Origin of the sequence: Melaminivora jejuensis (assembly GCF_017811175.1) — a bacterium.
Classification (GTDB): Bacteria; Pseudomonadota; Gammaproteobacteria; order Burkholderiales; family Burkholderiaceae_C; genus Melaminivora; species Melaminivora jejuensis.
The window spans coordinates 15,969-32,989 of sequence record NZ_JACWIJ010000002.1 but is presented as its reverse complement, the minus strand read 5'-3'; the positions used below and the strand labels follow the sequence as shown (position 1 = coordinate 32,989).

The following is a 17,021-nucleotide window of genomic DNA, read 5'->3' as shown; positions in this document are numbered from 1 at the left end:
ACAGCTATCAAATTCAGAGTGTGCCGTAGCTGTGCAGGCCCGACAGGAACATGTTCACGCCCAGGAAGGCAAAGGTCGTCACCGCCAGCCCGCCCAGCGCCCACCAGGCCGACATGGTGCCGCGCAGGCCCTTCATCAGGCGCATGTGCAGCCAGGCGGCGTAGTTCAGCCAGACGATCAGCGCCCAGGTCTCCTTGGGATCCCAGCTCCAGTAGCCGCCCCAGGCCTCGGCGGCCCACAGCGCGCCCAGCACGGTGGCGATGGTGAAGAAGGCAAAGCCCACGGCGATGGACTTGTACATCACGTCGTCCAGCACTTCCAGCGCCGGCAGCTGTGCGGCGATGCGCCGGCGGCCAAAGAGGATGGCGCCCACGATCAGCGCCGAGATGCCGAAGTACACCATCCAGTAGCTGCTGCGCCCGTCCACCTCCTGGCGAAAAGCCAGCGGCTCGAAGCACAACACGATGCCCAGCAGCCACAGCGGCGCGAGCTTGTACCAACGCGTCTCGGCGGCCTGCTGCTTGATCAGGTAGGCAAAGGCCACCATGGCGGCCAGCGCAAAGGTGCCATAGCCAATGAAGTTGGCCGGCACGTGCAGCTTCATCCACCAGCTCTTGAGGGCCGGCACCAGCGGCTGGATCTCGTGCGCCTCGCGCACCACCGTGTACCACAGCAGAAAGCCCACGGCGGCGCTCACCACCAGCATTACGAAGGCGCCCAGCGCGCGCGTGGCGTACTGCTCCTCGTAGTACAGGTAAAAGATCGCCGTCATCCAGCAGAACATGATGAAGACTTCGTACAGGTTGCTGACCGGGATGTGGCCGATGTCGGGCGCGATCTGGTAGCTCTCGTACCAGCGCACCATGGTGCCGATCAGCGCCAGGCCGATGGCCACCCAGGCCACGCGCGAGCCGATGCGCATCATGGTCTGACGCTCGCCGCCGGCGAACATGCCGATCCAGTAAAAAACCGTGCTCATGAAGAACAGCACGCTCATCCACAAGATGGCCGATTGGCTGGACAGGAAATATTTCAGCAGGAAAACGCTGTCGGCGCGCGCCAGATCGCCGCCGGCATCGCCCTGGTACAGCCCGATGGCCGCCAGCGACAGCCCGGCCACGGCCAGCATCAGCCACAGCAGTGGCCGCCAGAACCAGCCCAGCCAGACCAGCGACGGGATGGAGGCCAGCAAGATGCCTTTCTCATAGACATCCATGTGTACGCCGTAGCGCTGCAGGGCGAACAGGCCGCCGACGGCCACGGCCAGGGCGAACAGCCAGTCCAGCCAGTTGCGCCGCGCGAAATAGCCCCCGCCCAGGGTGTAGGCAGTGGCCGGGGTGGTGGTCGTGGTGGTGGCGGTGTTCATCGCGGGGAGCCTCCGTCAACGGGTGTGCCAAGGATGTGCGTGGTCAGTTGGGCAAATTCGCGGCCGTTGTCCAGCGCCTTGCGGTTGCTGGACATGGCCATGGTGGCCTGCGCGCCGCCGCCTTGCGGTGCCAGCCAGACCCACAGGCGCCGGTCGCGCACGTACAGCATGGCGAACACGCCCAGGATCAGCAGGGCGCAGCCCAGATAGACCACGTTCTTGCCGGGTGCTCTGGCCACCTGGAAGACGCTGGCCTGCACCTGGTTGAAGTCCGCCAGCTCCAGCACCACCGGCGCTGGATAGGCCTGGGCGTCGCTCAGGGACAGCACGGCCTGCGCCATGAAGCTGCGTGTGCCCTCGTCCAGCGGCAGGGGCGCCAGGCCGGCCTGGGTGCGCGTGAGCTGGGCCAGCTCGAACAGCGCGCCGTTGAGGATGCGCACCAGCACCTCGCCGGCACGCTCGCGCTCGGCCTCGGGCACATTGCTTTCGATGAATTGCGACACCGCCTGCAGACCGCCGTTGCCCCGGCCCCGGGCATCGACCTCGGTGCCGGCAAACAGCGCCAGCGCGCGCGTGGCCGAGATCGCCAGTTGCTCGGCCAGGTCGGGCCGGCTGGCATCGACGGCCATGGCGGCGTAGCGGCGCACGGCGGCTTCGCGCAGCAGCGGATCGGCCAGCGCCAGGCGCAGGCGCAAAAAGCCTTCCATGCCGCCCTCGCTGTCGATGGGCACGCGCAGGTAGCGGAAGGGCTCGGCCGGCGTCTCGCGCACGCCCAGCAGATACACCGGCAACTGGCCGTCGCCCATGTCGATGGGCAGCATGTAGTTGTTGAACTCGCGCGCCTGGCCGGCGGCGTCGCGCAGCTTGTAGCTGATGCTGGGGCCGACGTTGCGCAACTCGCGGCGGGTCACCGTCTTGTTGCCCGCGCCCAGGCGCGACTCGATGGAGCCGCGCAGATCGACGCGGCGCACGTCGGCGCCGGAAGTGTTGCCCTCCTCGCCCATGTTTTCCACGTTGAGCACGCGCAAGGCGGAGAACTCCAGCGTCATGGCCTCGGGCAGCTTGCCGGCGGCCAGCTGCGCCGAGCCGCCGATCACGCCCTCGATGTCGAAGGGCGCGGCGCCCGGCACCAGAGGCCGCGCACGCAGGCGCACCTGCGAGCCGCCATCGTCGAAGCTGGACTGGTAGATCTCCACGCCCCGGTAGTTGAACGGGTGGTTGACCTCGATGCGCGCCGGCGTGGCGGCGCCGGTTTCCTTGTCGTGTACCACGATCTCGCTGGCAAACAGCTTGGGCATCCCGGTGGAGTAGTGCTCGACGATGAATTTCTTCAGCTCCACCGTGAAGGGCAGCTCCTGCAACAGCAGGCCGTCGGACTGGCTCAGCACCGCCGTGCTGGACTGCGTGCCCTCGCTGACCACCAGGTTGCCGCGAAACGTCGGGTTATTGGGCGACAGCCAGTGCTCGGGCGCGACTTCGGAGATCAGGCCGCCGCCGGTGTAGGGCGTCTTGCCGCCCAGCAGCATCTGCGCGCGCACGATCAGGTCGCCGTCGAGCAGGCCGCCCAGGCAGATCAGCACGATGGCGCTGTGCGCGGCGATGTAGCCGATCTTGTTGGCCGCGCCGGCCTTGGCGGCCACCATGAAGCCGGCGCCGGCAGCGCCCGGGCGCTCCTGCACGCGCACCTTCCAGCCCCGGCGCACCAGCAGCTCGCCGATGCGCTGGGCGGCGGCCTGCGGCGCCTCGCCGGCCAGCGCGCCGCTGGCCTTCATGCCGAAGGCCTGCAGGCTTTTCTCGCGGATGTTTTCCTTGTAGTTGCGGATGTCGGCCAGGTACTTGGGCGTGTGCCGGGCGATGCACAGCGAGGTGCTGATGACCAGGAAGGCCAGGATCAGCAGGAACCACCAGGCGCTATAGACGGCGTTGAGCTTGAGCGCCAGGAACAGCTCGGCCCAGAACGGGCCGAACTGGTTGACGTAGTTGTTGACCGGCTCGTGCTGCTTCATCACCGTGCCGATGACCGAGGCGATGCAGATCACCGTCAGGAGCGCGATGGCAAAGCGCATCGAGGCCAGCAGCTCGGTCAGGGGGCGCAGGGCCTGCGCGCGCGGCGCACGCGGCGGGGCGGGCGCTGCGATGGAAGAGTCGGGCATGGACACAGGAAGAAAGGGCGGGCTGCAGGGAAAGGGCTGCCGACGTGCAAAAAGGGCGGGCCATCCGTGTCAGATGGGCCCGCCCGTCTTGGGTCGGATTATCGGCCGGAGGTTCCCGCCGCCGGGGGCTGCAGCCCTACTCGGCTGGCGAGAATCCAGCGGCTGGCCGGGCGCCGCAGTGTTCAGCGCAGGCCGGAGATGTAGTCGGATACCGCGCGGATCTCGCGGTCGTTCATCTTGGCAGCCACGTCGATCATCTGCGCGCTGTTGCCGCGCTTGGCGTCGCGGAAATCATTGAGCTGCTTGATGGTGTAGTCGGCGTGCTGGCCCGACAGGCGCGGGTACTGCGCCGGGATGCCGGCGCCGTTGGGGCTGTGGCAGCCGGCGCAGGCGGCGATGCCGCGCTCCTGGATGCCGCCGCGGTAGATGCGCTCGCCCAGGGCGACCGAGTCCTTGTCCTTGGCAAAGCCTTCCTTGGCCGGCTTGGAGGCCAGCCACCAGGCGATGTTGCGCATCTCGTCGTCGCTGAGCATGGAGGCAAAGCCCTGCATCACGGCGTCGGCGCGCTTGCCGGACTTGAACTCCTGCAGCTGCTTGACCAGGTATTCGGGGTGCTGCTGGGCCAGCTTGGGATTGGCGGCAATGGTGGAGTTGCCGTCTTCGGCGTGGCAGGCTACGCACACCGTGCTGTACTTGGTCTCACCCTGGACCAGATCGGGCTTGGCCGGTGCCTTGGGCGCTGCGTCCGCAGCAACGGCCGAGAGGGCGGGGACTGCAAGCGCGGCAGCCGTCAGCAGGGAGGCGAGCAACTTCATATCGTGGACTGATTCTTGTGGAGAAGGGCGCAAAACCCCACGATTCTACAATGCACGCTGGCGCAGCCCTGCGCCGCCGCCCTGGCCCGCCTTCCGGCCCGAGACCTGCCCCGCCCCTGATGACCCATCCCCACGCCGCGCCCGCCGCGCCCCTGCCCGATGCCAAAGCCGCCCTGGGCTGGATGCACACGGCGCGCTTTCTGACCACCGCTGCCCAATTGCACCAGTTGCCGGCCATCGACGTGCCCGAGATCGCCTTTGTGGGCCGCTCCAACGCCGGCAAGTCCACCTGCATCAACACGCTGACACAGCAGCGCCAGTTGGCCTTTGCCTCCAAGAAGCCCGGGCGCACGCAGCACATCAACCTGTTCGCCCTGGGCCGCCAGGGCCAGATGGATGCCGTGCTGGCCGACCTGCCCGGCTACGGCTACGCCGCCGTCTCGCGCGAGGACAAGCTGCGCTGGCAGCGCGTGATGCTGAACTATCTGATGCAGCGCAGCAGCCTGACGGCCATCGTGCTGCTGTGCGACCCGCGCCTGGGCCTGACCGAGCTGGACGAGGCGCTGCTCGACGCCGTGCGCCCGCGCGTCGAGGACGGCCTGAAATTCCTGGTGCTGCTGACCAAGGCCGACAAGCTCACGCGCGCCGAGCAGGCCAAGGCGCTGTCCATCGCCCGGCTGCAGGCCGGCGGCGGCGAGGTGCGCATGTTCTCGGCCCTCAAGCGCCAAGGCGTGGACGAGGTGGCGCAACTGCTGTGGCAGTGGGCGCATCCCGAGCCGTCGCCCCAATCTGGCGCAGTGGGGGCGGATACAGCTGCGGCAGCACCCGGGGCAGAGGGCCGGGACTCAGAGACAAATCAGCCCTGAAGCCTTGCCCAGCAAGCGCCATCAGCTATCTAAAACGTAGCAAAACGAAAGGCCAGCCATGGAGATCCGGCAACTCGTCCACCACCTGCCGCACGGCATCGAGCTGCACTACCGCAGCGCCGGCGAGGCCGGCCAGCCCTTGCTGCTGTTCCTGCACGGCTTTCCCGAGGGTGCCTTCATCTGGGACGAGTTGCTGGCGCACTTTGCCGAAGCGGCCCACGGCGGCTGGCGCTGCGTGGCGCCGTTCCTGCGCGGCTATGCGCCCTCCAGCGCCCCGCCCGAGGTGGCCGACTACCGCGCCCGGCTGCTGGTGCAGGACATCGCCGCGCTGATCCGGGCCGAGACCGGCGCCGGTGGCAGCGCCGCCGCCGTGATCGCCCACGACTGGGGCGGCGCGCTGGCCTGGAACCTGGCCGCCCTACAGCCCGAGCTGCTGCAGCGCCTGATGATCGTGAACGCGCCCCACCCGGGCGCCTTTGCGCGCGAGCTGCAGACCAACCCGGCGCAGCAGCAGGCCAGCCGCTACATGCACTTTCTGTGCCGCCCGGACGCCGAGGCGCTGCTGGCCGAGGACGGCTTTCGCCGGCTGGAGGGCTTTCTGGCCCGCCCCGACGGCAGCCGGCCCGAGTGGCTGACGCCGGCGCTGCGCCAGCGCTACCACGCCCTGTGGAGCGCCGGCCTGAGTGGCCCGTGCAACTACTACCGCGCCAGCCCGCTGCGCCCGCCGGCAACGGATGCGCCGCCGCTGCAACTGCCGCCCGAACTGCTCACGGTGCGCGTGCCGACGCGGGTGCTGTGGGGCCTGGAAGACCCGGCCCTGCTGCCGGCCCTGCTCGATGGCCTGGACGCCTGGGTGCCGCGCCTGCAGGTACAGCCCGTGCCGGGCGCCAGCCACTGGCTTGTGCATGAGCAGCCCGAGCTGGTGCGCCAGGCGCTGGCCGGCCTGTTGCAGGAGTGATACCCCACTCTTTTTTGATAGCTGCCAGCGCTTGCCCAACAAGGGTTTGAAGCCGATTTGACCTGAATTTCAATACAGCGGCGCCTGCCCCTGGGGCCGGGTCTTGAAGCGCCGATGTACCCAGTAATACTGCGCCGGCATGGTGCGGATCGCCGCCTCCAGCTCGCGGTTCATGCGCGCCGTGTCGGCAATGGGGTCGTCGGTCGGGAAGTGCTCCCAGGCCGGGGTCAGCACCGCCTCGTAGCCCTGCGGCGTCATGCGGCTGTACAGGGCGACCACCTTGGCGCGGCCCAGCCGGGCAAAGCGCGACAGCGACGGGATGGTCGCCGCGTCCGGCACGGCAAAAAAAGGCACGAAGACCGAGTCGTCCGGCCCGTAGTCCATGTCGGGCAGCAGATACAGCAGGCCGCCCTTGCGCACGCAGTTGATGATGGGCTTGACGCCATCGGCGCGGTTGAGCATCCGCACCTTGCCAAAGCGCTGGCGCCCGGCCATGAACCACTGATCCAACACCGGATTGGGATGCGTGGCAAAGATGGAGGTGAACTCGCGCGTGGTGTGCAGCGGCAGCGCCAGGCCGCCGGCGTCCATGCTGTAGAAGTGCGGCGCGAAGACGATGGTTGGCGTATCGCCATCGAGTTCGTGCAGCGCACCGCTCAGCTTCACACGGCTCCTGACCAGCGCCTCGGAGCCTGACCACAGCCAGCCGCGATCCAGGAAGGTCTGGCAAAACACCTCGAAGGACTGGCGCGCCCAGAGCCGGCGCTGGTGTGCAGGCACTTCGGGAAAGCACAGCTGCAGGTTGCGCAGCGCCACCCGCCGGCGCGGTGCGGCCAGCACGAACAGCGCCCGGCCAATGCCCGCGCCCAGCGCGCGCAGCACGGGCAGCGGCAGGCGCCCGAGCAGGTTCAGGAGGGCAATGCCCAGGCGCGCCATCATGCGCCCGCCTGCGCCAGCGGCGGCGCCTCGGCGCGCGGCTGCTTGTAGCGCGCGTAACCCCACAGATACTGCTGCGGGCAGGCGCGGATCTGCTGCTCCATGGCGGCGTTGATCTGACGCACCGCCTGGGGCAGATCGGCAGACAGCGGCTCGCCCAGGCCCTGCAGGTGCAGCCGATAGCCGCGCGCCCAGCCCAGGCGCTCGCAGCGCGCCAACACCACCGCCGCGCCGGTCTGCTGCACCAGGCGTGCGGCCAGCGTCATGGTGTAGGCGGGCCGGCCAAAGAAGGGCGACCACAGGCCCTGGCCCTCGGGCGGCACCTGGTCGGGCAGCAGGCCTACGGCCTCACCGCGGCGCAGCGCTTTGATCATCTGGCGCACACCCTGCAGGCTGGTGGGCACGGCGGCGATGCCCGGGCGGTTGCGCACGGTCTGCATGAGCTGCGCCAACCAGGCCTGGCGCGCCGGGCGGTACAGGACGGTGATGGGGCCGTGCTGCGCCGACCACTGGCGCGCCGCGTGCTGCACCGACAACTCGAAGCAGCCGATGTGCGGCGTCAGAAAGACGATGCCGCGCCCCTCGCCATAGGCCTGCTCGACGACCTGGCTGCCGCGCATGTCGCAGCGCGGCAGGCGCGGGTGCAGCCACAGCCGGGGTGTCTCGGCCAGCATCTGCCCGGCGTGCGCTACGGCGGCATGGACTTGGGCCAGGCCATAGCCGGCCTGCCGGGCATTGGCCACAAAGCGGCGCCGGTAGGTCGGCGAAGCGGCAAAGACCAGCCACCCCAGGACGGCGCCCAGCGCGTGCAGCAGGGGCAAGGGCAGCCTCGCGAGAAGGCGGAAGACGGATGGCATTAAAATGGCGGGCTGTCGCCGAGTTAAATGAGCAACTTGCAGGGCGACGTTAAACACAACTGCTAAAGCGTTCGCCACGAGGCTCCCGCAAAGGCCTTGGGCAACGCCCAAGAAAGCTGCTGCCAAACACCGGAGTTTATTCAAATGGCGAACGACTTCCTCTTCACGTCCGAATCGGTCTCCGAAGGCCACCCCGACAAGGTGGCCGACCAGATCTCGGACGCCATCCTGGACGCAATCCTTGCGCAAGACCCGCGCTCGCGCGTGGCCGCCGAGACGCTGACCAACACCGGCCTCGTCGTGCTGGCCGGCGAGATCACCACCAACGCCCACGTGGACTACATCCAGGTGGCGCGCGACACCATCCGGCGCATCGGCTACGACAACACCGAGTACGGCATCGATTACAAGGGCTGCGCGGTGCTGGTGGCCTATGACAAGCAAAGCAACGACATCGCCCAGGGCGTCGATCACGCCAGCGACGACCACCTGAACACCGGCGCCGGCGACCAGGGTCTGATGTTCGGCTATGCCTGCGACGAGACGCCCGAGCTGATGCCTGCGCCCATCTACTACGCGCACCGCCTGGTCGAGCGCCAGGCGCAACTGCGCAAGGACGGCCGCCTGCCCTTCCTGCGCCCCGACGCCAAGAGCCAGGTGACCATGCGCTACGTCGATGGCAAGCCGCACTCCATCGACACCGTGGTGCTGTCCACCCAGCACAGTCCGGATCAGAGCGAAAACGCCACGACCATGAAGGCCAGCTTCATCGAAGCCGTGGTCGAGGAGATCATCAAGCCGGTGCTGCCCCAGGAGTGGCTGCAGGACACCAAATACCTGATCAACCCGACGGGGCGCTTCGTCATCGGCGGCCCGCAGGGCGACTGCGGCCTCACCGGGCGCAAGATCATCGTGGACACCTACGGCGGCGCCTGCCCGCACGGCGGCGGCGCGTTCTCGGGCAAGGATCCGACCAAGGTCGATCGCTCGGCAGCGTATGCCGCGCGCTACGTGGCCAAGAACATCGTCGCTGCCGGCCTGGCGCGCCAGTGCGAGATCCAGGTGGCCTATGCCATCGGCGTGGCGCGGCCCATGAACATCACGGTCTATACGGAAGGCACGGGCGTCATCCCCGACGAGCAGATCGCCGCGCTGGTACACGAGCACTTCGACCTGCGCCCCAAGGGCATCATCCAGATGCTCGATCTGCTGCGCCCGATCTACGCCAAGACTGCCGCCTACGGCCACTTCGGCCGCGAGGAGCCCGAGTTCACCTGGGAGCGCACGGATCGCGCTGCGGCGCTGCGCCAGGCAGCGGGTCTGTAACGGCCTGGGGAGGTGGCGCATAGCCATCTGGAGCGGCGCTCTTCTCCTACGCCTGGCCTGAGAGTGCGCCGACGCCGCTGCGCAGAGGCCTCTTGCTATCGTGGCTGCAGGCTTTTTCCACCCCAAAAGCCCAGTTCACCGCCACGCTGCAAGGAGCCTCGCCATGCTGAAATACGCCATCATTTTTGCCATCATCTCGCTGATCGCTGGAGCGTTCGGCTTCACCGGCATTGCCGCCGGCTCGGCAGGCATCGCCAAGCTGCTGTTCTTCGTCTTCGTGGCGCTGGCGGTGCTGTTCGTGGTGCTGGCCCTGCTGGGTGTGGGGGCGGCACGCAAGGCGCTCAGATAGCAGATAGCTTGGCGCGCAGCCATAAGCGAAAGGCAGGTGCTGCAACACCTGCCTTTTTTGTTTGGCAAAACATGGAAAATAGCACCCAAACCCTTTGCTGATCAGCGCTTCCAGCTACTGAAAAACTAGCAAACACCAAGGATTGCCCCATGCTCCGCATCACCCTGGCCCAGCTCAATCCGACCCTGGGCGACCTCGAAGGCAACGCCGCCCGCATGGCCGAAGCTGCCCGGCGGGCCGCTGCCCAGGGCAGCGGGCTGATCGTTTTTTCGCAGATGGCGCTGACCGGCTACTACCCAGCCGACCTGCTGGGCCAAGCCGGCTTCATGGATCGGGTCGAGGCGGCGCTGGATGCGCTGCGCCGCGAAAGCGCCGCCCTGCCCGGGCTGCACTGGGTGCTGGGCACGCCCACCCGCATCGACCACGCCAGCCAGGCCGGCACCCTGCTGCACGACAGCCTGCTGGTGCTGCACGGCGGCGAACTGCGCCTGGCCTGCAGCCGGCAGGTGCTGACCAGCGGCGATTTCGACGAGCGCCGCCACCTTGCATCCGGGCCGGATGGCACACGGCTGCTGCAGATAGGCCAGACCCGCATTGGCCTGTTGATCGGCGCCGAGGCCGGCATTGGCGACATTGCCGAGCCAGCCGATCCCGCCTCTCCCCTGGCCCGCGTGGCCGCCGCCGCGCCCGATCTGGTACTGCACCTCGACGCACGCAGCAGCCACCTGTGCCGGCGCAGCCAGCGCCATGCTGCCCTGGCACGGGTGGCGCAGCAGTGCGCGGCGGCGCTCATCAGCGTCAACCAAGTGGGCGGGCACGACGGGCTGGTCTATGACGGCGGCTCGCTGGCTGCCCTGCCCGGCGCCGGCGTGGTCTTCGAGGCCCGGCGCTTCGAGCAGGACGAGCCTGCGCTGGTACTGAACGCTGCTGGCGGCCTGCACGGCGCGCAGGGCGAGGCGCTGGCGCCAGTGCCTGGCGAGGGCCTGCCTGTGATGGAGTTCTATCGCCGCCAGCTCATCCTGGGCCTGCGGGACTATGCGCGCCGCTGCGGCTTTGCGCGCGTCGTGGTCGGCAGCTCGGGCGGGCTGGACAGCGCCCTGACCCTGGCCCTGGCCGCCGAGGCGCTGGGGCCGGACAAGGTCGTCGGCATCACCATGCCCTCGCGCTTTTCCACGACCGGCTCGGTGGATGACTCGGTGGCGCTGTGCCGCAACCTGGGCATCGAACTGATCAGCCACCCGATTGCCGATCTGGTAGCTGCCTATGGCCAGCAGTTTGCGGCCAGTTTCGGCCAGCCGCTGGCCGGCCTGACGCTGGAAAACCTGCAGGCGCGCATCCGTGGCACGGCACTGATGGAGTATTCCAACGCCTTCGGCCATCTGCTGCTGACCACCGGCAACAAGTCCGAAGTCGCCGTCGGCTACTGCACGCTGTACGGCGACACCAACGGTGGCCTGAGCCTGCTGGGCGATCTGTACAAGACCGAGGTCTTCGCGCTGGCCCGCCACCTGAACGCCCACGCCGGACGCGAGCTGGTGCCGCAGGTCGTGATCGACAAGCCGCCCTCGGCAGAACTGGCGCCGGGGCAGCGCGACGACGACAGCCTGCCGCCGTACCCGGTGCTCGACGAGGTGCTGAAATTCCTCATAGAAGGCCCGCTGCTGCCCGCCGAGCAATACGCCGCCGCACGCGACTTCGTAGTACAGCAGCAGCGCAGCGAGGAGGGCCGCGCCCTGGTGCAGCGGGTGCAAGGCCTGCTGGCGCGCAGCCAGTTCAAGCGCCAGCAACTGGCCCCGGTCATCCGCGTGCGAGCGCGCAGCCTGGGCGTGCGCGACTGGCAGATGCCGGTGGCGGCGCGGCACGTTTGAGTGCTGTCAGTTGCGGAGGTTGGGTCGGCCTGATCCATGCTGGATGTGCTTCCGTTGTTGGGGAACATCAAAAATCATAGCTCCTATCGCTTGCCAGACGGGCTTTCAGGCTGATTTGATTGTTAAAACAGGGCGGAAACAGGCTGCTTCGGACGGTTTTGGGGCGGCCTGGGGTCTGGAGGCGGGGTTTTGCAGTGTTTTTTTGCTGATTCTTCAGGTCAAATCGGCTGCAAACCCTTGCTGGTCAAGCGCTGGCAGCTATCAAAACAGGAGTTTTGCGGGGCTGATGCAGGCGGTGTGATGCCGTGCGCCGCGCCCGATGCAGGCGTGCGCTGTCCTGGCTCCTTCCCCGCTGGGGAAGGCCGGGATGGGGGCCGGCTGGTTCTGGCGCGCCATGCCGTGCGGCCAGCGTCGCTGGCCCCCACCCCAGCCCTCCCCCAGGGGGGAGGGGGGAAGAGGTGCTCCTCAAAGGATGAGGGGTGAAGACGCACCCTCAAGAGGCAGAGGAAGCAAGCGCCTCAGCTACCCACGGTCAGCGTATCGAATGCCACGATGTTGCGGCTCTCGCGGCTGAACTCCACGCCCACCAGATGCACCGGCCCGCTGGCGCGGTATTTGTCGGCGTAGTTTTTCTGTTGCAGCTGCTCGATGGCCCGCCCTTCAGGCACCAGCTCCACGACCTTGAACTCGAACAGCCAGGTCTGCCCCAGCCAGCGCAGCGCCATGTCGATGCGGTCTTGGTTGGTGGCGTCCTCCAGCACCATGTCCAGCCCCAGCGCAGCAAAGTAGCTGTAGAAGACGCTGGCCCAGTAGCCCTCGTATTGGGCGATGGGGTTGCCCCGGTACCAGTCGTGCGGGATGCTGGCAAAGAAGCTGTGCAGCAGTTGCTGCAGCCCCGCGAGGTCGCCCGCTTCGAGCAGGTCATAGACCGGGTTGATGTAGCGCTCGGGCACTTCGGTGGCGCCGCACAGTGCGCCCAGCAGGCTGTTGTTCAGGCTGGTCTTGACTTCCAGGTTGGGATAGGACAGCTGCAGCGCCAGCCGCCCGGGGCGGTAGCGCTCGCCGGTGATGGTGAGGTAGCCGGCCTGGAACAGCAGCGCTTCGGTGGCGATGTTGTCCACCTCGAAGCTCGACAGCAGCGTGGCCGACTCGAAGACGTTTTCCAGCGCGGGCGTGAACTGGCGCCGCCGCGTGAGCAGCTTGACCAAAAAGGTGGGCGTGCCGGTCTCGAACCAGTAGGGCTGGAACTGGCGGTTGCGAAACAGCAGCAGCACATCGAAGGGGTTGTAGACCGACTCGCCGCGCCAGCTGTAGCCGTTGTACCAGCGCCGGATCTCGCCTCGATCCAGACCCGGCAGCTCGGGCGCGAACACGGTGTCCACATCATGATCGGTGTAGCCGCAGATGCTGCTGTACTCGGGGCTGATGGTGATGTCTTCCAGGTTGTTCAGGCCCGAGAAAATGCTGACCTTGCTGAACTTGGATACGCCCGTGAGAAAGGCAAAGCGGATGTGCGCATCGCTGTCCTTGATGACGCAATAAAAGTCCTTGAGCACCTCGCGCAGCTGCAGCGCCACGTCCTGGTCTTCGATGCGGTCGAGGATGGGCTTGTCGTATTCGTCGATCAGCACCACCACGCGTTGGCCGGTCTGCTCGGCCAGGCGCAGGATCAGGCGCTTGAAGCGGCTGCGCGCATCGGGGTATTCGGCGGGCAGGCCGTGGCGCGCCTCGAAGGTGCCCAGTTGCTCGTCCAGGCTGGCGCGCAAGTCCTCCACGCTGCCCAGCAAGCCACCGCCAAAGCTGAAGCGCAGCACCGGGTACTTGACTGACCAATCCCAGTGCTGCTCGGCGTGCAGCCCCTCGAACAGCGCCCGGTTGCCCTCGAACAGCTCCTTGAGCGTGTCCAGGAACAGGCTCTTGCCAAAGCGCCGCGGGCGCGACAGGAAAAAGTACGAGCCTTGCGCTATCAGCCGCAGCGCAATCGGCGTCTTGTCCACGTAGTAGCAGTCCTTGGCACGGATCTTGGCCAGGGTCTGGATGCCGATGGGGAGTTGCTTGCGGGCCATCGGACGATTGTAGAAAGACGGCCACCCAGCATCAGAACATGTCCGGCGCCATCTGCGCGCAGGTCATGTCGCGCCGCGCCGCCACGGCCAGCCAGGGCGTGATGCGCGGTAGCTCGTAGCCGAAGAAGTAGCGCGCTGCGCCCATGCGACCAGCATTGGCGGCATCGTGGAGCGCCGGGTCGCGCTCCAGCACGCTGGCGGCCACGTCCAGCCAGACCCAGGCCAGCACCATATGGCCAAAGGCCTGCATGTAGGGCACGGCGTTGGCCAGCGCCTCCTGCGGATCACCCGACGCCCAGGCCGCCTGCGTGGCCGCCAGCACGTCCTGCAGCGCCACGGCCAGCTGGTCGGCCCACGGGGCCAGCGCCTTGTGCTGGCGCGAGCGCTCCATGGTGGCGCTGATGGTCTCGGCCAGCAGCGTCAGGCCGGCGCCGCCCTGCATGACCACCTTGCGCCCCAGCAGGTCGGCCGCCTGGATGCCGTGCGTGCCCTCGTGAATCATGTTCAGGCGGTTGTCGCGCCAGTACTGCTCGACGGGAAAGTCGCGCGTGTAACCGTAGCCGCCGTGGATCTGGATGGCCAGGCTGTTGGCCTCCAGGCAGTTTTCGCTGGGCCAGCTCTTGGCAATCGGGGTCAGCACCTCCAGCAGCAGCCGGGCGTTGGCGGCGGCCTGGGTTTCGCCCGTGCGGCCCTCATCGACCAGGCGCGCACAGTACAGGTTCAGCGCCAGGGCGCCCTCGCACCAGCTCTTTTGCGCCAGCAACATGCGCTTGATGTCGGCGTGCGCTATCAGCGGCACCTGGGGCTGGGTCGCATCCTTGCCGCCGGCGCCGACCGGGCGGCCTTGCAGGCGGGTCTTGGCATAGTCCAGGCTGGCGTAATAGCCCGCCAGGCCCAGCATGGTCGCGGCCATGCCGATGGCGATGCGCGCCTCGTTCATCATGTGGAACATGCACTTGAGGCCCTCGCCCGGCTGGCCTACCAGGTAGCCGATGGCGCCCGCGCCGCCGCGCACCGGGTATCTGCCCTCACCGAAGTTCAGCAGCGTATTGGTCGTGCCGCGCCAACCCAGCTTGTGGTTCAGGCCGGCCAGGGCCACGTCGTTGCGCTCGCCGGTGAGCTGGCCCTCGGTATCGACCAGCTGCTTGGGCACGATGAACAGCGAAATGCCCCGCGTGCCCGCCACCAGGCGGCCATCCGGGCCGGGGATCTTGGCCAGCACCAGATGCACGATGTTTTCCGTCAGCTCATGCTCGCCCGAGCTGATCCACATCTTGTTGCCGGTGAGGCGGTAGCGCGGGCCCAGCGGGTCATCGGCAAAATCGGCGCCATCGGGCTCGGCGCGCGTGGCGATGTCCGACAGCGACGAGCCGGCCTGCGGCTCGGACAGGCACATGGTGCCGGCCCAGCGGCCATTGAATTCATTGGCGGCAAAGACCTGCTGCTGCGCCGGCGTGCCATGCACCAAAATGGCGTTGGCGTTGCCGGTGGTCAGCAAGTTGGAGCCGATGCTGATGGAGGCGACGCCGAAGAACGCATTGGCCGCCGACTCGACCACGTAGGGCAGCTGCATGCCGCCCAGGGCATAGTCCTGCGCGGCGCTGAGCATTCCGCTGTCCGCATAGGCGCGCCGGGCGTCATGGGTGCATTGCGGCAGGATGACTTTCTCGCCGTCGAACTGCGGCTCCTGCGTGTCCACGGTGCGGTTGAAGGGCGCGTATTTCTCGCGCGCGATGCGCTCGCAGGTATCGAGCACGGCGTCGAACGTCTCGCGCGAATGGTCGGCGAAGCGTTCACGGTCAGTGAGGCTGCAGGCCTGCAGCCAGTCGTGCAGCAGGAAGTCGAGGGTGGTGCGCAAAGGGGTGGTCATGCAGGAAATTATGGGAGGCCGCCAGCGCCAGTGGCTGTCCGCTGGGTGACGCCAGCCAGTGCAGCCCCGGCGAGGGCCAGCAGGGCAAGGGCCGGCCTGGGTCAAGCCATGAGCACAATACGCGTCTTGCCCGTTCATCCGCCGCGCCCCGCCTGGCTCCGTGGCCCCGCCCTGTCCTTTTCCCTTCCTGCAGCGCCGCTGCTGCTCTTGGTGTTTCTTGCATGTCCCCTGGTTTCCGGTCTCTTTGCCTGCTCAGCTTCGCCATGGTCGTGGGGGTGATGGGCACGGCGCTGATCAGCCCGCTGTACGGCCTGTACCAGGAGGCCTGGCACCTGCAGACCGTGCAGGTCTCGCTGATCTACGTGATCTACATGGGCGGCGCGCTGTGCGCCCTGCTGCTGTTCGGGCGGCTGCCGGATGTGCTGGGCTTCAAGACGACGATGGCCTGGGCCCTGGCGGCGATCTGGCTGGGCACGCTGGTGTCCCTGCTGGCGTGGAACGCCGTGTCGCTGTCTGTGGGGCGCTTCATCGTCGGGGCGGCCTCCAGCATGGTCACCACGAGCGCGTCGCTGGGCTTTTTGCAGGTGGCGCCACCGGAAAAACGCCACCGCATGGCCATGCTCAGCAGCATCCTCATCGCCTTCGGCTTCGGGGTCGGGCCGCTGATGGGCGGCATCCTGGGGCAGTGGGCGCCGGCGCCGCTGGTGACCGCCTACCTGCCCACGCTGGTGCTGGCCGTGCTGGGCATCGTGGGCCTGCGCCAAGTGCGCGAGCATGTCCACGAGGGCGGCACGCCCCAGCGCCGGGCGGTGTGGGCCGACATCGTTCCCCGGCTGACTTGGCCTGCGGCTGCGGACTCGGGCGTGTTCGTGCTGACCTGCGCCCTGCCCTTCGTGGCCTTTGGGGTGTTTGGCCTGTATGCGTCCATGCTCCCGCTGTTCCTGGATCAGATGATCCCCTGGCATGGCCCGGTGGTGAGCGGCACGGCCGTGGCGCTGATTCTGTTCGCCTCCTCGGGCCTTCAGTTGCTGGCGCGGCACATGCCGGTGCGCTGGGCGGGCTTTGCCGGCATGGCGGCGCTGGCCGCGAGCAACGCCCTGCTGCTGCTCAACCTGCTGGCGGCCAGCACCGTGCTGTTTTTCAGCGGCGTGCTGCTGACGGCGCTAGGCCATGCGCTGTGCATGTTGACCGGCATGACCATGATCAACCGCATCGCCACGCCGCACAACCGCTCGGGCCTGTTGTCGACCTACCTGGTCGTGGGCTACCTGGGCTCGATGGCGCCCATGCTGGGCATCGGCTGGATCGCCGACCGCTGGGGCATGAACGTGGCGCTGGCGTGCTTTTGCAGCGCAGTGGTGGTCATGGGCGGCGTGGCCGGCTGGCGATTCCAGGCGCATCCACGCACCCGCACCTGACATCACCGGCGCCTAAAGCCTGCAGGCGCCGCCCAATCATGATGAAAAGTGGCCCCAACCCTTGCCAGTCAAGCGCTGATAGCTATCAAAATTAAAGCGAAACTTAAAGCGAAACACCCGCGCAGGCGTTGAGCCTGCGCGGGGCGTGGAGGACACCGGGGCCTGTTGCGCCC

The 17,021-nt window shown here is 67.7% G+C and carries 13 protein-coding genes; 6 read left to right on the top strand and 7 right to left on the bottom strand.

What is annotated here, in order from left to right:
- Positions 1-13 precede the first annotated feature (13 nt).
- The 3 genes from ccsB to IDM45_RS00355 form a co-directional block, all read right to left on the bottom strand.
- On the bottom strand, positions 14-1,366 hold the full coding sequence (ccsB, locus tag IDM45_RS00365; protein WP_209421139.1) for a c-type cytochrome biogenesis protein CcsB: 1,353 nt from the start codon (positions 1,364-1,366) through the stop codon (positions 14-16).
- Entirely contained in the window at positions 1,363-3,519 is a 2,157-nt protein-coding gene (locus IDM45_RS00360; RefSeq protein ID WP_209421138.1) for a cytochrome c biogenesis protein ResB, read from the bottom strand. Before IDM45_RS00360 ends, ccsB begins: the two co-directional genes overlap by 4 nt.
- A gap of 182 nt (positions 3,520-3,701) precedes the next feature.
- Positions 3,702-4,334, bottom strand: coding sequence for a c-type cytochrome (locus tag IDM45_RS00355; protein ID WP_209421137.1), 633 nt, complete (start codon positions 4,332-4,334; stop codon positions 3,702-3,704).
- Between the two features lie 119 nt (positions 4,335-4,453).
- Between IDM45_RS00355 and yihA the strand changes: the two genes are divergently transcribed.
- Positions 4,454-5,200: a ribosome biogenesis GTP-binding protein YihA/YsxC gene (gene yihA, locus IDM45_RS00350; protein WP_209421136.1), complete on the top strand. Its 747-nt coding sequence runs from the start codon at positions 4,454-4,456 to the stop codon at positions 5,198-5,200.
- 58 nt (positions 5,201-5,258) lie between these two features.
- On the top strand, positions 5,259-6,158 hold the full coding sequence (locus IDM45_RS00345) for an alpha/beta fold hydrolase (protein ID WP_209421155.1): 900 nt from the start codon (positions 5,259-5,261) through the stop codon (positions 6,156-6,158).
- A 69-nt stretch (positions 6,159-6,227) separates the two neighbouring features.
- Here IDM45_RS00345 and IDM45_RS00340 read toward each other — a convergent pair whose 3' ends face one another.
- The gene (locus IDM45_RS00340) at positions 6,228-7,097 is read right to left on the bottom strand and encodes a lysophospholipid acyltransferase family protein (protein ID WP_209421135.1); all 870 of its coding nucleotides are present in this window, start codon (positions 7,095-7,097) and stop codon (positions 6,228-6,230) included.
- Positions 7,094-7,951 (bottom strand): lysophospholipid acyltransferase family protein, encoded by an 858-nt coding sequence (locus tag IDM45_RS00335; protein WP_209421134.1) that lies wholly within the window; start codon positions 7,949-7,951, stop codon positions 7,094-7,096. Before IDM45_RS00335 ends, IDM45_RS00340 begins: the two co-directional genes overlap by 4 nt.
- A 144-nt stretch (positions 7,952-8,095) precedes the next feature.
- On the opposite strand from IDM45_RS00335, the gene metK reads away from it, so the two are divergent.
- The 3 genes from metK (at position 8,096) to nadE (ending at position 11,494) form a co-directional block, all read left to right on the top strand.
- Positions 8,096-9,277, top strand: coding sequence for a methionine adenosyltransferase (metK, locus tag IDM45_RS00330; RefSeq protein WP_209421133.1), 1,182 nt, complete (start codon positions 8,096-8,098; stop codon positions 9,275-9,277).
- Between the two features lie 163 nt (positions 9,278-9,440).
- Entirely contained in the window at positions 9,441-9,626 is a 186-nt protein-coding gene (locus IDM45_RS00325) for a DUF1328 domain-containing protein (RefSeq protein WP_209421132.1), read from the top strand.
- A gap of 149 nt (positions 9,627-9,775) precedes the next feature.
- The gene (gene nadE, locus IDM45_RS00320) at positions 9,776-11,494 is read left to right on the top strand and encodes an NAD(+) synthase (RefSeq protein WP_209421131.1); all 1,719 of its coding nucleotides are present in this window, start codon (positions 9,776-9,778) and stop codon (positions 11,492-11,494) included.
- 518 nt (positions 11,495-12,012) lie between these two features.
- Here the strand turns inward: nadE and IDM45_RS00315 are convergent.
- A complete protein-coding gene (locus IDM45_RS00315; protein WP_209421154.1) occupies positions 12,013-13,560 on the bottom strand; it encodes an ATP-binding protein in 1,548 nt (515 codons plus the stop codon).
- Positions 13,561-13,591: 31 nt separating this feature from the next.
- On the bottom strand, positions 13,592-15,430 hold the full coding sequence (locus IDM45_RS00310) for an acyl-CoA dehydrogenase (RefSeq protein ID WP_209421153.1): 1,839 nt from the start codon (positions 15,428-15,430) through the stop codon (positions 13,592-13,594).
- A gap of 221 nt (positions 15,431-15,651) precedes the next feature.
- On the opposite strand from IDM45_RS00310, the gene IDM45_RS00305 reads away from it, so the two are divergent.
- On the top strand, positions 15,652-16,848 hold the full coding sequence (locus IDM45_RS00305) for an MFS transporter (protein WP_209421152.1): 1,197 nt from the start codon (positions 15,652-15,654) through the stop codon (positions 16,846-16,848).
- The last annotated feature ends 173 nt before the right edge of the window (positions 16,849-17,021 follow it).

What these genes read in the sequence shown, in the direction of transcription:
- IDM45_RS00310 (WP_209421153.1), bottom strand. Translation starts at nt 15,430, where the DNA reads ATGACCACCCCTTTGCGCACCACCCTCGACTTCCTGCTGCACGACTGG.
- yihA (WP_209421136.1), top strand. Translation starts at nt 4,454, where the DNA reads ATGACCCATCCCCACGCCGCGCCCGCCGCGCCCCTGCCCGATGCCAAA.
- IDM45_RS00335 (WP_209421134.1), bottom strand. Translation starts at nt 7,951, where the DNA reads ATGCCATCCGTCTTCCGCCTTCTCGCGAGGCTGCCCTTGCCCCTGCTG.
- IDM45_RS00315 (WP_209421154.1), bottom strand. Translation starts at nt 13,560, where the DNA reads ATGGCCCGCAAGCAACTCCCCATCGGCATCCAGACCCTGGCCAAGATC.
- metK (WP_209421133.1), top strand. Translation starts at nt 8,096, where the DNA reads ATGGCGAACGACTTCCTCTTCACGTCCGAATCGGTCTCCGAAGGCCAC.
- IDM45_RS00355 (WP_209421137.1), bottom strand. Translation starts at nt 4,334, where the DNA reads ATGAAGTTGCTCGCCTCCCTGCTGACGGCTGCCGCGCTTGCAGTCCCC.
- IDM45_RS00305 (WP_209421152.1), top strand. Translation starts at nt 15,652, where the DNA reads ATGTCCCCTGGTTTCCGGTCTCTTTGCCTGCTCAGCTTCGCCATGGTC.
- IDM45_RS00340 (WP_209421135.1), bottom strand. Translation starts at nt 7,097, where the DNA reads ATGATGGCGCGCCTGGGCATTGCCCTCCTGAACCTGCTCGGGCGCCTG.
- IDM45_RS00360 (WP_209421138.1), bottom strand. Translation starts at nt 3,519, where the DNA reads ATGCCCGACTCTTCCATCGCAGCGCCCGCCCCGCCGCGTGCGCCGCGC.
- ccsB (WP_209421139.1), bottom strand. Translation starts at nt 1,366, where the DNA reads ATGAACACCGCCACCACCACGACCACCACCCCGGCCACTGCCTACACC.
- IDM45_RS00345 (WP_209421155.1), top strand. Translation starts at nt 5,259, where the DNA reads ATGGAGATCCGGCAACTCGTCCACCACCTGCCGCACGGCATCGAGCTG.
- nadE (WP_209421131.1), top strand. Translation starts at nt 9,776, where the DNA reads ATGCTCCGCATCACCCTGGCCCAGCTCAATCCGACCCTGGGCGACCTC.
- IDM45_RS00325 (WP_209421132.1), top strand. Translation starts at nt 9,441, where the DNA reads ATGCTGAAATACGCCATCATTTTTGCCATCATCTCGCTGATCGCTGGA.